This is a genomic window from Corynebacterium sp. TAE3-ERU16 (assembly GCF_019209935.1).
Taxonomy (GTDB): Bacteria; Actinomycetota; Actinomycetes; order Mycobacteriales; family Mycobacteriaceae; genus Corynebacterium; species Corynebacterium antarcticum.
Genome location: NZ_JAHUTN010000008.1, coordinates 32,954 through 47,786, shown reverse-complemented (window position 1 = coordinate 47,786; position 14,833 = coordinate 32,954). Strand labels below are relative to the sequence as shown.

The 14,833-nt window shown below is 67.2% G+C and carries 12 protein-coding genes; 2 read left to right on the top strand and 10 right to left on the bottom strand.

The window, feature by feature from the left end; genetic code table 11:
• Positions 1-68: 68 nt before the first annotated feature.
• From trpA to KRX55_RS09020, 6 genes are read right to left on the bottom strand one after another with little or no spacing between them, the layout of a single operon-like run.
• Positions 69-908, bottom strand: coding sequence for a tryptophan synthase subunit alpha (gene trpA / locus KRX55_RS09045; RefSeq protein WP_218407420.1), 840 nt, complete (start codon positions 906-908; stop codon positions 69-71).
• Positions 905-2,179 carry a tryptophan synthase subunit beta gene (gene trpB / locus KRX55_RS09040; protein WP_218407419.1) on the bottom strand — a complete coding sequence of 425 codons (1,275 nt, stop codon included), beginning with the start codon at positions 2,177-2,179 and terminating at the stop codon, positions 905-907. Before trpB ends, trpA begins: the two co-directional genes overlap by 4 nt.
• Complete coding sequence (trpCF, locus tag KRX55_RS09035) at positions 2,176-3,642, bottom strand: bifunctional indole-3-glycerol-phosphate synthase TrpC/phosphoribosylanthranilate isomerase TrpF (RefSeq protein WP_255567720.1); 1,467 nt, start codon at positions 3,640-3,642, stop codon at positions 2,176-2,178. The genes trpB and trpCF overlap by 4 nt, the downstream gene beginning before the upstream one ends.
• Positions 3,635-4,657, bottom strand: coding sequence for an anthranilate phosphoribosyltransferase (gene trpD / locus KRX55_RS09030; protein WP_218407418.1), 1,023 nt, complete (start codon positions 4,655-4,657; stop codon positions 3,635-3,637). Before trpD ends, trpCF begins: the two co-directional genes overlap by 8 nt.
• On the bottom strand, positions 4,644-5,312 hold the full coding sequence (locus KRX55_RS09025) for an anthranilate synthase component II (protein ID WP_218407417.1): 669 nt from the start codon (positions 5,310-5,312) through the stop codon (positions 4,644-4,646). The genes trpD and KRX55_RS09025 overlap by 14 nt, the downstream gene beginning before the upstream one ends.
• Positions 5,309-6,889, bottom strand: a complete 1,581-nt coding sequence (locus KRX55_RS09020) for an anthranilate synthase component 1 (RefSeq protein ID WP_218407490.1) — start codon at positions 6,887-6,889, stop codon at positions 5,309-5,311. The genes KRX55_RS09025 and KRX55_RS09020 overlap by 4 nt, the downstream gene beginning before the upstream one ends.
• A gap of 619 nt (positions 6,890-7,508) precedes the next feature.
• Between KRX55_RS09020 and KRX55_RS09015 the strand changes: the two genes are divergently transcribed.
• Positions 7,509-9,383: a phosphoenolpyruvate carboxykinase (GTP) gene (locus tag KRX55_RS09015; RefSeq protein WP_267169240.1), complete on the top strand. Its 1,875-nt coding sequence runs from the start codon at positions 7,509-7,511 to the stop codon at positions 9,381-9,383.
• Positions 9,384-9,785: 402 nt separating this feature from the next.
• Here the strand turns inward: KRX55_RS09015 and KRX55_RS09010 are convergent, their stop codons facing one another.
• The 4 genes from KRX55_RS09010 to KRX55_RS08995 are packed head-to-tail and all read right to left on the bottom strand — an operon-like array spanning position 9,786 to position 13,131.
• Positions 9,786-11,780 carry a heavy metal translocating P-type ATPase gene (locus KRX55_RS09010; protein WP_218407415.1) on the bottom strand — a complete coding sequence of 665 codons (1,995 nt, stop codon included), beginning with the start codon at positions 11,778-11,780 and terminating at the stop codon, positions 9,786-9,788.
• On the bottom strand, positions 11,777-12,118 hold the full coding sequence (locus KRX55_RS09005; RefSeq protein WP_218407414.1) for an ArsR/SmtB family transcription factor: 342 nt from the start codon (positions 12,116-12,118) through the stop codon (positions 11,777-11,779). The genes KRX55_RS09010 and KRX55_RS09005 overlap by 4 nt, the downstream gene beginning before the upstream one ends.
• Positions 12,119-12,135: 17 nt before the next feature.
• Positions 12,136-12,645, bottom strand: coding sequence for an NUDIX hydrolase (locus tag KRX55_RS09000; RefSeq protein ID WP_218407413.1), 510 nt, complete (start codon positions 12,643-12,645; stop codon positions 12,136-12,138).
• Between the two features lie 9 nt (positions 12,646-12,654).
• The gene (locus tag KRX55_RS08995; protein ID WP_218407412.1) at positions 12,655-13,131 is read right to left on the bottom strand and encodes an SdpI family protein; all 477 of its coding nucleotides are present in this window, start codon (positions 13,129-13,131) and stop codon (positions 12,655-12,657) included.
• A gap of 354 nt (positions 13,132-13,485) precedes the next feature.
• Between KRX55_RS08995 and KRX55_RS08990 the strand changes: the two genes are divergently transcribed.
• Complete coding sequence (locus KRX55_RS08990) at positions 13,486-14,736, top strand: dicarboxylate/amino acid:cation symporter (protein WP_218407411.1); 1,251 nt, start codon at positions 13,486-13,488, stop codon at positions 14,734-14,736.
• Positions 14,737-14,833: the final 97 nt, after the last annotated feature.

Genomic DNA, 14,833 nt, shown 5'->3' with positions numbered 1-14,833 from the left:
TCCGTGCCGGTGGCGGACATGCGAGGACCCCATGTTTCACGTGAAACATGGGGTCCTCGGTGCCGGGTCTATCGCCGGGTCGCGGCTTTCATATCGGCCGTGAAATCACGCAGCTCCCCGAGGAGAGCCGGGAGATCGTCGACGGTACGGGTCGCCGGGGAAGCGCCGGAACAGTGCCGCTCGATGATCCGCGTGATCGCGGAACCCGAGATCGCACCGGCGGCACCGGCGTCAATGGCAGCCCGGACGTGTTCGGGGGTGGAGATCCCGAACCCGAGCAGGGCGGGGGCTCCGCCGAAGCGCCGCAGGTTGGCGACCACATCGGCGAGGCCGTCGGTGCTGGAGGCATTCTCCGCTCCGGTGACACCGACGCGGGAGACCGCGTAGATGTAGCCGCGGGAGTGGGCCGCGACGCCGGCGAGGGTTCGCTCCGAAGCGTGGGGCGGGGCGATGAAGATCTGGTCGACACCGGCTTCCTCAGCGGCCGCGGAGAACGCCGCGCCCTCTCGGACGGGAACATCCGGGATGAGCACCGAGTCTGCACCGGCCTCCGACACGGAGGCGTAGAACTCCCCGCTCCCCCGGGCGAAGGGAACGTTGCCGTAGATGAGCAGTCCGATGGGGAGATCCGGCCACGTATCGCGGATACGGCGGATGATCGAGAACGAGGTGTCCACGTCCACACCGGCGTCCAGTGCCCGGATGTGGGCGGCCTGGATCGTGGGGCCGTCCGCGACCGGATCGGAGAACGGCACGCCCAGCTCCAGGGCGTCCGCGCCGCCCTCGACGAGGGAACGGACGATCTCGAAGGAGGTCTCCGCGTCGGGGTCACCGAGCATGACGAAGGGAACGAAGGCGCCCTCCCCGGCGGCGGCGAGACGCTCGAACAGTGCGGGATAGCGGCTCATCGGTTGTCCTCCATGACGAGTTCGGGGTGATCGGCGAGGGTACGACGGACGTGATCGACGTCCTTGTCGCCCCGCCCGGAAAGTGAGACGAGGATGGTGATCTCCCGGCCGTCCTCCTCGGCTGCCGCGGCTCGCTTGAGGGCGTAGGCCAGTGCGTGCGAGGACTCAAGAGCGGGGATGATCCCCTCGTATCGGCTGAGCAGCTGAAAGGCCTCCAGCGCCTCCGCATCGGTGATACCGACGTAGGTTGCTCGCCCGGATTCGTGCAGATACGCGTGCTGGGGTCCGACACCGGGATAGTCCAGGCCGGCGGAGATGGAGTAGCTCTCCTCGACCTGCCCGTCCGCCGTCCTCATCAGGTAGGAGCGGGCACCGTGGAGGATGCCGATCTTCCCGGCGTGGATGGGCGCGCCGTGGCGTCCCGAATCCAGGCCCTCCCCCGCTGGTTCCACCCCGACGAGTTCAACGGACTCCTCGTCGATGAAGTCGGCGAAGATGCCAATGGCGTTGGATCCGCCGCCGACGCAGGCCGTCACCACGTCCGGCAGTCCGCCGGTCCGTTCGAGCATCTGCGCCTTCGCCTCGGTCGAGATGATCCGGTGGAACTCACGGACGATAGTCGGGAAGGGATGCGGACCGGCCGCGGTGCCGAGGAGATAGTGGGACTCGTGGAACGTGGCCGTCCAGTCGCGGAGCGCCTCGTTGACGGCGTCCTTGAGAGTGCCCGCCCCTGAGGTCACGGGAATGACCTTCGCGCCCATCAGCTCCATCCGGTAGACGTTGGGCTGCTGGCGCTGGACATCCTCGGCGCCCATGTAGATGACGCACTCGAGGTCGAGCAGGGCGCACGCGAGCGCCGTGGCGGTGCCGTGCTGGCCGGCACCGGTCTCCGCGATGATGCGGGTCTTGCCCATGCGCTTCGCCAGGAGCGCCTGGCCGATGACCTGGTTGGTCTTGTGCGCACCACCGTGGACGAGATCCTCACGCTTGAGGAAGATGCGGGCCAATCCCCGACCTCTTCCTTCCAACGGCAGATTCGAGCATTCCGTCAGCGGGGTGGGTCGACCCAGGTAGTCGCGGAGGTAGTCGGCGAGTTCCGTGCGGAACCCGGGGTCGTCCATGGCGTCGACGAAGGCCTGCTCCAGCTGGTCGAGCGCCGGGATCAGCAGCTCGGGTACGTACTGTCCGCCGAACTGGCCGAAGTAGGCTGGCAGAATGGTCGCTCCCCCGGACGTGTCCGGGGTCGTCGAGTGGTGTTCGGGAGGGGTCATTTCTCTACCGCCTGTTCATCGTTGAAGGTGCGTATCGTGGTGAAGGCCGAGGCGAGCCGCGCGGTGTCCTTGTGCCCGGCCCAGGCCGCCGCGTCCGGCCCGTATTCGAGTGCGGAATTCAGATCGAGTCCCGCGCAGCCGACGTCGAGGGCGTCGCGGAGATTGTCCACCCCGATGCCGCCGGCGAGGAACGACCGCTGCTTCACGTTCTCTGGGATCATGGTCCAGTCGAACGCGGTTCCCGTGCCGCCCGAACCGGAGTCCAGAACGAACCTGTCGACGAGTGGTTCTCCCTCGGCGAGTGCGGAGACGGTCTCGGCGGCGTCGCGTGTCGACATCGAGACGGCCCGCCACAGTTCCACGTGGTCGGGAAGCTCGGTCCGGATGCGTCGGATCAGTTCGCCTTCCTCGTCGACCGTGCCGAGGGGGCAGTGGACCTGAACCGCCGCGACGCCCTCGATGCAGAGCTCACCGTAACCGGAGGAACGCCGGCTGACCGCGACGTAGCGCAGCCCGGGTTCCGCTGCGATGATCGATTCCGCCGTACCCGCGTCCACCGCGCGGGGAGAGTTCTCCTCGAAGATGAGCCCACCGTAGACCGCACCGGCCGCGCGGGCGGCCTGCGCGGCACCCGGTGTCCTCAGCCCGCACACCTTGTTCGGACCGTAGACGAGCTCCCGCGCGGCGGCGTCGATGTCGGGCTCACCCGTGAGCTGGGAGCCGACGAGAAAACCGTTCACGGGTGCCCCGATACGACGGACCGTCGCGTTGTCCCGGATCCCGGACTCGGCGATGAGCACGGCGTCATCCGGGGCGAGCGACGCGAGGCGCGCGGAACGGCCGAGATCGATGCTCAGGTCGTGGAGATTTCGGTGGTTGATCCCGATGATCCTCGCGCCGAGGTTGCGTGCGCGGTCCATCTCCACCTCGTCGACGACCTCGGTGAGGATGTCGAGGCCGAGTCTGTCGGCTTCGCCGGCGAGGCGTGTGTAGGTCTCATCGTCGAGGACCGACAGCATGAGGAGGATCGCGTCGGCGCCGAAGTAGCGGGCGGCGTGTATCTGCACCTCGTCGATGATGAAGTCCTTGCACAGGACCGGAAGGTGCGTGGACATTGCCACGGTTGCCAGGTGATCGTAGTCGCCACCGAATCGGTCGGGCTCACAGAGGACGGAGATCCCCGAGGCGTAGCGGGAGTAGATCCGCGCGATGTCGCCGGGCTGGTAGTGCTCACGGATGAGCCCCAGCGACGGGGAGGCGGACTTGCACTCCATGATGAAGCGGTTGGTCCCCCTACCCCGCTCTGGCAGGTCGCCGCCGAGGCTGGCGACGAGGCTGCGGGTTGAGCGGGGCAGCGCCTCCGGGTCCACGTGGCTGATGCGGTGGCGGATGCCCTCGAGGTGCCCCCTGCGGGCGGTGACTATCCCCTCGAGGACCGTCGGCATCGAATGGGTGTCAGGCATAGTCCGCCTCCTCGTGGGTCGCGAGCCAGTTCTCAACCGTCCTGTCGGCGAGAAGCTGCTTCGCCTTCGTCACACCGTCGGCGATGGTGTCCGTGTCACCGTTGAGGTAGAACAGGGCACCGGCGTTGGCGGTGATCGCGTCCAGATGGGCGTCGGGACCTGTCCCGGCGAAGGCGGCCCTGAGGTGGTCGGCGTTCTCTTCCCCGTCGCCCCCCGTGAGGTCTTCCAGGGAGTGCGTGCGCACCCCGAGGTCCTCCGGGGTGAGTTCGTAGTCGGTGACGGTGCCGTCGCGGAGCTCCCAGACGGTGGTGGGCCCGTGGACGGCGATCTCATCGGTCCCCGAGCCGTGGACGACCAGTGCCCGGCTCCGGCCGAGTTCACGCATCACCTCGATGATATCGGGCCCCAGTTCGGGACGCGCTATCCCCATCAGCTGGAGCTGGGGTTTGGCCGGATTGAGCAGCGGGCCCAGGATGTTGAAGATCGTGGGAACCTTCAGTTCCTTGCGCACGGGCATGACGTGGGCGATCGCCGGGTGGTAGGCGGGCGCGAAGAGGAAGGTGAAGTTGGAGGCCCGGAGCTGACGTTCCGCCCGTGCCGGATCGAGGTCGAGGGGGATGTTGAGTGCCTCGAGGACATCGGCGGACCCTGACCTGGAGCTGACGGAACGGTTGCCGTGTTTGACCATCGTCACTCCCCCGGCTGCGGCGACCAGTGCCGCCGCGGTGGAGATGTTGATGGTGTTGGCGCCGTCGCCGCCGGTGCCGCAGGAGTCCATGACGCCTTCCCCGGTGACGGGGAAGGGTCGTGCCGCGTTGATGAATGCCTGGGCCGCTCCGGTGATGTCGGAGACGGTTTCGCCACGGGTGCGCAGGGTCGCGAGGAGCGCGGCGATCTGGGCGGTTGAGTAGGAACCCGTCGTCAGCGGATCGAAGACGGCTCGGGCCTCCTCGACGGAGGGATCGCTGTTGTCCAGGTAGGCGGTGAGCAGTGTGCTCGGATCAGTGTGGGTCATCTGTGGTTCCTTCTCGGTTCTGGGTGAGCAGCGTTTCCACGCTACGGGTGAGGATGTGGGGGCCGGAGGGGCTGAGCACCGATTCGGGGTGGAACTGCAGTCCGAGGGCGGTTCCGTCGACGGTGCGGGCCGCCATGGTGACCTCCCCGATCTCCGAGGGGCAGGTCGCGAGGGACACCATGCCGTCCGGGATCGTGGTGCAGCCGAGTGAGTGGTATCGGGCGATGGGGACCTTGCGTCCGGTGACACCGGGAAGGTCCGGTCCCGCGTCGACGGTGAGACCGCGGAACACGGGACTGTCGAGGCCCTCGTCCGTCAGGGTCATCAGGTCCGACGTGCCGTGGACGGGTCCGCAGGGCTCGACCCTGCCCCCGTGGTGGTCCAGGAGGGCCTGGAATCCCAGGCAGATCCCGAGGAGCGGAATCCGCCCCAGAACGGCGTCGATCAGCTCCATCATCGTGCCCGCGTCACGGGGATGCCCGGGCCCGGGTGACAGGCAGATCAGGTCGGGGCCACTGTCGAGGATGGTGGGCACGGGCACGGTGTTCCGGTAGACGGTGCAGTTGAATCCGGCGACGGCGAAGGCGTCGACCAGGTTGTAGACGAAGGAGTCCTGATTGTCGATGAGGACGATGTGGGGTTGCGTGTCAGTCACCGGATGACCTCCAGGTTCGCGTCGGCGGCGAGGGCGATGGCGTTGAGGACGGCGAACGCCTTGTGCAGTGATTCATCGGCCTCGGCCTGCGGTTTACTGTCACGGACGACCCCGGCCCCGGCCTGGACCACGGCTCGACCGTCGCGGACGAAGGCCGACCGGATGACGATGCAGGTGTCCATGTCGCCGTTTCCCCGCAGGTAGCCGACGGCCCCGCCGTAGGAACCCCTTCTCTTCCCCTCGGTCTCCCGGAGGAGTTCCATGGCGCGCAGTTTCGGTGCCCCGGTCAGTGTGCCCATGTTCATGCAGGCACGGTAGGCGTCGAGGGCGTCGAGTGTCGGGTCCAGGTCCGCGGTCACCCGGCTGACCAGGTGCATGACCCTGCTGTACCTGTCCACCTGGAGGAGGTCGGCCACCCGTCGGGTGGCGGGTACGGCGACGCGGGCGAGGTCGTTTCGTGCGAGATCGACGAGCATGGTGTGCTCCGCGATCTCCTTGGCGTCCGTACGGAGTTCGAGTTCGGCCCGGATGTCCAGTTCGTCATCGACGCTGCCATCCGGATTGAGCCCCCGGGGTCGGGTCCCGGCGATGGGGTACAGCTCGACCTGACGCGTCGCGGCCGTGAACTTGAGGTTCGATTCCGGCGACGCACCGAACAGCTCGTAGGGTTCGCCGTCGGCACGGCCCCGGACATAGAACATGTACGGACTGGGGTTGGTGGCCCGCAGGGCCCGGTAGGCGGCGAAGGCGTCGGGACACGGGGCGAGGAAGCTCCGCGCCGGAACCACCTGGTAGATGTCGCCCACCTCGATGTTCTTCTGGAGGCGGGTCACCTGCTCCCGCACCGTCGCGTCGTCGGTGTCGGTGGTGATCGTCAGCGTGTCGGTGTGATGCGCCGTGGGTACGTAGGCGTCGGCGTGATCGGGTTCCGCTGATTTGATCGCCTCGGCCAGCTCGGCGAGTTCTTCGGCGAGGCGGGTCGCCTCCGTCTCGCCCACGCTGACGCCGACGAGTTCAGCTGTACCGGACTGGTGGTCGATGGTGAGGAGCACCTCGGCCACGAGGAACTGGTAGTCCGGATAGGTGTTCTCGCCCTGCGCGACTCCGGGTAGGGACTCAAAGGTCTCGATGTAGTCGAAGGCGAATCCTCCGGCGATGAACGGGAGGGCGCCCCCTTCATCCCGGTAGCCGGGATCCTGCTGGAGTCGCCGCAGTGGCTCAATGGTGGAGATCTCGGTGAGCCGGCGGCGTTCGTCGAGTTCCGTCCCCGCGGGGAAGCGGAACGAGACCCGGCCCTCTCCCCCGTCGGACGAGGGGGTCTCGGCCACCCGGTCGGCCAGAGCCTCCCGGAGACGTTTCACGTGAAACATTCCGGATTCCGTGAGCGGTCGGGCGCAGACCGTGTTCCCACGGCAGGTGACCCGGACCGAGCCACGGAGGACCGCGACCGACGTGAGGCCCTGCTTCGAGGTGATGTCTGCGCTCTCGAGAAGCACCGAATCGTCGACGGAGGTACCGCCCAGGAAGGCGAAGAGAGTTGAGGCGTTCTCGTGGTAGCGGACGGGGACCCGGTGGATGGTCGCGCCGGGAACCGGGGGTGGGGATGTTGCCCCGTCGGTGGTGGAGCCGGTGTCAATCAACTCGAATGGCCTTCCTGTGTTGTTGGGGTCGGGAGGTTCGGCCGCGTCACCCCGGGCGTTCTTTCTCCGGTGGGTCTCCGGTGGGTACCGGCATGAAGAAAGGCTCGCTGCTTGGGGTTCAAGCGGGCGAGCCCTCGGGTGTTCGATTCTGACGGTGAGAAGACCGTCGCCTACATTCCGCGGCTCGCCTCGAAAGCGTGCCACCACCACTGGGTGTGAAGGGTTACGGAAATGTTGGACATGGAGAACAGTTTAGCACCGGTCGCGGCCGCGTGTGCAAGCATCCCGGCACGGCACATCATCCCGTCGGGGGTGCGTCGGGGTCGACTGTGGAGGCGTCGCAGGAGCGATATGTAGCGGTATCAGTTTTCAGTAGATGCGGTATTCACGCGGACCCGGGCTATGGGGTCGAATAACGTCGGTGACGTAAAAACGGTGTTGAGTCTCCCCTAACACTGATAGACTAAAAATGAAATACGGGGGTGCGAACTCTCGCGGGTTTCCGGTTCGGGATCCGACACGCCGCCCCCGCCACCCCAGGAGAAAGGTGACCACCGTGACCACAACCGACTGCAGGACAGTGCTCGAGGAAGCAGGCGTCCACAATCAGCACATCATCGACTTCGTCAGTGAATGGACTGCGATCCTGGAGCCCGATTCCATCGAGGTCATCTCCGCTGCCGATGATCAGAGACTGATCGACTCCGCGCTCGCGGACGACGAGATCCAGCCCGCCGGCGAGGGTCGCTACTACTCCCGGAGCTACCACAAGGACACCGCCCGGACGGAGGAGAAGACCGTCGTCGCCACCCACGACCCGGCGGACCGGGGCGAGTACAACAACTGGCGGGATGCCGCGGAGGTCACCGCCGAACAGAAGGAGAAGATGGCGGGCGCGTACCGGGGCAAGACGATGTACGTCCTCCCCTACCTGATGAGTCCGAAGGACTCCCCGTTCGCCCCGTGGGCCGCCGGTGTCGAGCTCACCGACAACCGGACCGTCTGCCTGCACATGATCCGGATGGCCCGGGTCGGGATCGACTACCTCAGCGATCTCGAGGACCCGGACCACTTCGTCCGGGCCGTCCACGTCACCGGAGACCTGGAGAACCTCGGCCAGGGCACCGATGACGACCAGCGCTGCTTCGCCACGGTGGCCGACGAGCGCACCATCCTCCACTACGGCTCCTCATACGGCGGCAACGCACTGCTCGGAAAGATCGCTCACGGCCTGCGGCAGGCCTGCTACGACGGCTGGGCCTCCGGGGAGTTCCTCGCCGAGCAGTTCATGCTCATCGGAATCCACGACAAGGTCACCGGTGAACACCGCTACATCTGCGGCGGGTTCCCGTCCGCCTCCGGCAAGACGAACCTCGCCATGATGCTTCCCCCGGACGGCCTGGGGGACCGCTACGAGGTGTTCTTCTACGGCGACGACATCGTGTGGCTGCGGGTGGGGGTCGACGGCCGTCTCTACGGCATGAACCCGGAGTTCGGTGCCTTCGGCGTCGCACCCAACACGAACCGCAACACCAACCCGACCGCGATCGACGCCATCGACGAGGGCACCGGAACGCTCTTCACCAACGTCGCCTACAACACGAAGACCCACCAGGTGTGGTGGGAGGGTATGACCCCGGACTACCCGGAGGACCTGGATGGATGGCTGGACTGGAAGGGTGAGCCGATCGCCGACCGCCCCGTCGAGCACCAGCGTTCGGACGCGAAGGGTGATGAATGGGCACACCCCAATTCCCGCTTCACCACCACGCTGGCCAACGTCCCCAACGTCGCACCCAACTACGAGGTGCCCGGGGGTGTACCGGTCGACGCCGTGATCTTCGGTGGCCGTGTCCGCGACCGGGAGCCGCTGATCCGTGCCTTCCGTGATCCGGCCGAGGGCGTCTACGACGGACTCACCCTCGGGGCCGAAGCCACCGCGGCCGCGGAAGGCAAGGCCGGACAACTCCGCTATGATCCGATGTCCATGCGCCCGTTCATGGCGTACCCGGAGGGACGCTACGCGCAGCACTGGCTGAACATCTTCGACAAGGCCAGGGAGGTCGGCGGCGACAGTGCACTGCCGGTGTTCGCGCACGTCAACTGGTTCCAGCGTGGGGAGGACGGACGCTACATGTGGCCCGGATACCGCGACAACCTGCGTGCTCTGCTCTGGCTGCTCGACTACAAGGACGGCAAGGTCGAGGGAACCGAGACCCCTGTCGGCCTGATCCCGAGGATCGAGGAGCTGGACCTCACCGGTTTCACCGGTGACCGCGACGATCTCGAGGCGGTTCTCACGATCGACCGCGATCTGTGGCTCAGGGAGATGGACTCCCGTGCCGAGCACCTGTCCCGTTTCGAGGGGCTTCCGGAGAGGATCTGGGAGGCGCACCGTCGGGTCGAGAAGAACCTGAAGGATTCGGAGTAGAGGCCGGACACCACAGCGGCTGATTTATACCGAACGATACAGATCCCCGAGGTGGGTGGGTGCGGCAGCTCCGCATTTCCACACACCTCGGCGTCTGTCACGACCGGAGCCCGGGTCCGACCCGGGCTCCGGTCGTGTGTGCGGCGGGGCTCCTCCCGCGCCCGCCCCCCGTATCCGGGTTGCCCGGTCGCGACGGAAGGGACGGTCCGGCAGGGTTCAGGACCGCGGGATTGCGGGTACCGCTTCCGCCCGTCCTGTCCCGGCGTCTGCACGGGTGGCATCTGTATCAATCCGGAAAGTACACACCTCGCCCACCCGTCCGGGTCCGACGTCCCGGACGGGTGCGTTCCGGTGGACTCTCCTCCGTACCGGAACGGGAGGATCCGCGCTGGATCGATGGCCCTACTCGTCCGCGCAGCAGGAGCAGTCCCCGGCCGTCCGGCTCTCCCGCCCGGGAGAGCCGGACGGGGAGGACCCATCGGGAACCGGAACCACGCGGGGCGTTGGCTCTCCCTTCTTCCCGGTTCGGGCCGCCCGTAGGCCGTTCGCGATGATCACGATCTCGGCCGCCTCGTGGATGAACACGATGGTGGCCAGTCCCAGGACGCCGGTGAGCGCCAACGGTGGGAGAACGGTGATGACCGCGAGCGCGAGTGCGATGTTCTGGTTCATGATCGAATGGCCCCGCCGTGCGTGACGGATGGCACCGGGGAGCAGTGTCAGGCTGTGCCCGGTGAAGGCGATGTCGGCGGATTCGATGGCCGCGTCCGTACCTGTCGCACCCATTGCGATCCCGATGTCGGCCGACGCCAGGGCGGGGGCGTCGTTGATTCCGTCGCCCACCATCGCCCAGCCGCGACCCGTCACCGCCCGGGCCTTGTCCTCTGGAAGGAGTTCGGCCCGCACGTCGGTGATTCCCGCGTCGCGCGCCAGTGCCGCGGCGGTCCGGCTGTTGTCACCGGTGAGCATCGTCACCCGCAGTCCCATGTCACGGAGGGCCTCCACCGTTTCGGCGGACTCGGTTCGGAGGGGATCGATGATCCCGATGATTCCCACGGGTGCGTCATCCACCCGGACGACCACGACGGTCGTACCGGCGGATTCGAGTTCGTCGATGCGTGGCGCCATGTCCCCCGGGTCCACGAAGCGGGGACTTCCGACGGTGACGAGACGGCCCGCCACCCTGGCCCGCATTCCGTGACCGGCGATCTCCTCGACGTCGAGCGCCTCGGGGAGAGCACGGTTCTCCGTGGCCCGCAGGATCGCTCCGGCGAGGGGATGGGTGCTGTGCTGCTCCACCGCGGCGGCGAGGACGAGGGTTTCGCCCGAGCCGTCCGTGCACACGACGGTAGGCGTGTTTCGGGTCAGTGTGCCGGTCTTGTCGAAGGCGATGCGGTCAACGGCACCGAAGCGTTCGAATGCTGCACCGGACTTGATGATCACGCCGAAGCGGCTGGCGGCGCCGATCGCCGAGATGACGGTGACGGGCACCGCGATCGCCAGCGCACAGGGTGATGCCGCGACAAGGACGATCAGCGCTCGTTCGATCCACACGGACGGGTCCCCGAGCAGGGAACCGATGGCCGCGACCGCCACCGCGGTGATCAGGACACCGGGAACCAGTGGTCGGGCGACCCGGTCGGCCATCCGTGCCCGGGAGCCCTTCTCCGCCTGGGCCCGGGTGACGAGGGAGACGATCGTGGTCAGGGAGTTGTCGGTTCCGGGCGCGTCTGCGTGGACCTCGAGGGGTGAGCCGACCGCGATGGAACCCGCGGGTGCCGCGTCCCCCGGTCCGACGTTCACCGGGATGGATTCGCCGGTGACCGCGGAGGTGTCCAGGGAGCCCTCGCCGCGGGACACGGTGCCGTCGGTGGGCACCCGCTCCCCCGGTCGGACGATCACGGTGTCGCCGGCGACGAGTTCGGTGATGCCGATCGTCTCAGGTGTCGTTCCCCGGCGCACGGTCACGGTCTCCGGGATGAGGCTCACGAGGCTGCGGAGCCCGGCTCTGGCCCGCGCCATGGCCTTCTCCTCGAGGGCCTCGGCTATGGAGAACAGGAATGCGAGTGCGGCGGCTTCGCCGACATAGCCGAGGGCCACGGAACCGATTGCGCTGACGGTCATGAGGAGGCCGATGCCCAGTCGTCCGCCTCCGGACCCGGTGATGAATCTGCGCACGGACTGCGGGATGAACGTCGATCCACCGAGGGCCAGCCCGACCCAGAAAAAGGCGGGGTGGGCGAGGTGGCCGAGCAGCAGCGCCACCCCGGAGAGCAGCGGGATCACGAGCGTCGGATCGCGCCACCACGGGGTTCCCGGTTCGTCCCGGGAGATGAGCAGCTCACCGGCCGTCCCGTCCGGCGTGGTGTCTTCGCCGCCGCAGCATGCGTCGCTCATCGGTTCGCCTCCACGGGGGTCTCGTTGAGGCAGGTCTCCGAATCGTCACACACGGTGAGGACGATCCGGGTCATGTTACGGAGACTCTCGGCGAGTTCGGGGCCGGCGAGAACGTAGCGGACCTTCCGGCCTTCGGGGTGGGTGCGGACTAGTCCGCAGTCCCGCAGGCAGGCGAGGTGATTCGAGACGTTCGCCCGGGACAGTCCGAGTTGTTCGGCGAGCTGTGCCGGATAGTGGTTTCCGTCCAGGATCGCGAGGAGCAGTCGGCAGCGGGTCGGGTCGGCGAGTGCCCGACCGAGGCGGACGAGCGCCTGTTCGTGGGCTTCAATATGGCTCATGCCCCGAATGGTACACGCTAGGCTGAACTATCGGGAGGGGTGCCGACCCGGGTGGGGCCGCCCGCGAGGGCGGCTGTGATCGTCTGCCGGAACCGTTCGGACAACTCGGGCAGCCGATCGACGGGGAACCAGCGGGCGTCGGTGTTCTCGTCGTCCGCCGCGTGCGCGCACCCGGAATCCCCCACCACCCGGCACAGGAGCGCGGTGTCCATGTATGAGGCGACGTCGCCGTTCGGGTAGGTGACGGGACCCACCGCCCGGACCCAAAGGACCCGCTCCACCTCAGCTTCGACACCGGTCTCCTCGGTGATTTCCCGGACCGCGGTGACGTCGGGTTGTTCACCGGGCTCGGCGATTCCGGTGACCGGGGTCCACGCCCCGGTGTCGGCCCGTCGTACGAGCAGCACCTCCGGAGGCTGACCGGGATCGGCTGCCGGACGGAGAACGACGGCCGTCACCCCCGGCAACCAGAGAGGGGCGTGGCCGATCCGCTCGCGCAGATCGAGGATGAAGTCCGGGGTCGGCACGGGGAGAACCTACCTCCCGTCGGCCTGACTCGCGGCACGTCGCACGGCGTCGAGATCGACAGCCGGTTGCGTGGTGGATTGATCGTCCGCGCCTCCGCCGCAGCACCCGCCGCTGGACGAGCAGCCGTCACCTTCCCCGGCGTTCCGGTTGGCCGCGACATCCGCGGCGGCCGCGACCCGCGCACCGAGGCCAGCACCTGCGCCGACGAACACCAGTCCGGCGATAACGGCGATCACGGGCAGGAGCCACATCCAACCCGTCGCACCGAAACTGATGACGGCACCGACGAGAGTGAGTATGCCGCCGGCGATCCACAGTGGCCCGGCCGCCCGGTGTGCGAGCACCCAGACATCCTCCGACTTCCGCACCTCGGCGACGTGGATGCCGAGCACCGGATTGCCGGGGAGCCTACCGGTCCACCCGAGCACTCCCGTGACGAGCAGGAGCAGCGCGAGAATGAGCAGGACAACGGAGATCACGATCATGTCCCCAGTCTAATCCCCGGACATCCGGGAACCACGATCATCTCTCCCGTGCGACCTCCTCCGGGGCGTGCCCGGCGGAGCCGGGACCGACGCCGGGCACCGGGCGAGCCGCGCCCCGCGGGAAACGGCCCCGTGGGAAACATTGGTGTGTGCTGGACCTGATCCCGTATCGTAAGTTGCAGATGTCGAAAATCTGTGGCTTCACACAGGTCCGACTCAGCCCACGCCTGCGTATCCCGGTCGGTTCCTCGACCGTGGTGGCCGCCGGCGCCGGGTCCCCTCGATCCGACCCGGATCGCCGTGAAAACCCGGCGATCCGGTGCACCGGAACACCCACCGACCTAGGTAGAACACATGGACTTTAAGAGACTGTCTTCCTCACTGCTGTTCAAGATCATCGTCGCGATCATTCTCGGCATCATCTGCAGCTTCTTCTTCCCGGATTCGCTCGCCCGCGTCTTCGTCACCTTCAACGAGCTGTTCGGCAACTTCCTCGGATTCTTCATCCCGGTGCTGATCTTCGCCCTGATCACGCCCGCCATCGCGGGCCTGGGTCGGGGCGCGGGCAAGTGGCTCGCCGTGACGACGGGCATCGCCTACGGATCGACGGTCTTCGCCGGTCTGCTCGCGTTCGGGGCATCCGCGCTGCTGTACCCCTCCCTGCTCCAGCACCAGGAGATGGTCGATGCCGTGGATGTCGGTGAGGGTGCACTGAGCAGCTACTTCTCCATCGAGATGCCTGCTCCCTTCGGCGTCATGACGGCGCTGCTGCTGGCCTTCACCCTCGGCGTCGCGATGACGGCGGTCAAGAGCGACACACTGTACAACACGGTCCGCGACCTCGAGCGCGTGATCATGCGGGTCATCGCGCGATTCATCATCCCGCTGCTGCCCGTCTTCATCTTCGGCCTGTTCCTCTCCATGGGTATGAACGGCAACCTGACCTCCACGCTCACGTCCTTCGGCACCGTGCTGATCATCGCCATCCTGATGACCTTCATCCTCCTGGTCATCCAGTTCGCGATCGCCGGCGCGGTCGCGGGGCGGAATCCCGTGCGTGCGTTCCTCAACATGCTGCCCGCGTACGGCACCGCCCTCGGAACCTCCTCGTCCGCCGCGACGATCCCGGTCACCTACGCCTGCACGAAGCGCAACGGCGTCGCCCCGACGGTCGCCGGTTTCACCGTACCGCTGTGCGCCACCACTCACCTGTCGGGTTCCATGCTGAAGATCTCCCTGTTCGCCTTCGCGATCATGTACATGAACGACATGGAGCTGACCTTCCCGATGGCGATCGGCTTCATCCTGATGCTCGGCATCACGATGGTCGCCGCGCCGGGCGTCCCCGGCGGCGCGATCATGGCCGCCACCGGGCTGCTCGCCTCCATGCTCGGTTTCAACGACGAGCAGGTCGCCCTGATGATCGCCGCCTACATCGCCATCGACTCCTTCGGTACCGCCTGCAACGTCACCGGTGACGGTGCGATCGCCATGGTCGTGAACAAGCTCGCCAAGGGTCAGATCTCCCGCTCCGAGCAGCAGGAGACCCTCGGTTACGAGGTGGACATCATCGAGGAGGACGAGGAGCTCGAATCCGAGATCTAGAAGATCCGGACACTCGTCAGTTGCCCCCGTCCCGCCCGCCCGACGTCCCCGTGGACTCCGGGCGGGCGTCGGCGCGTTCCGGGGGTGTTTCACGCGG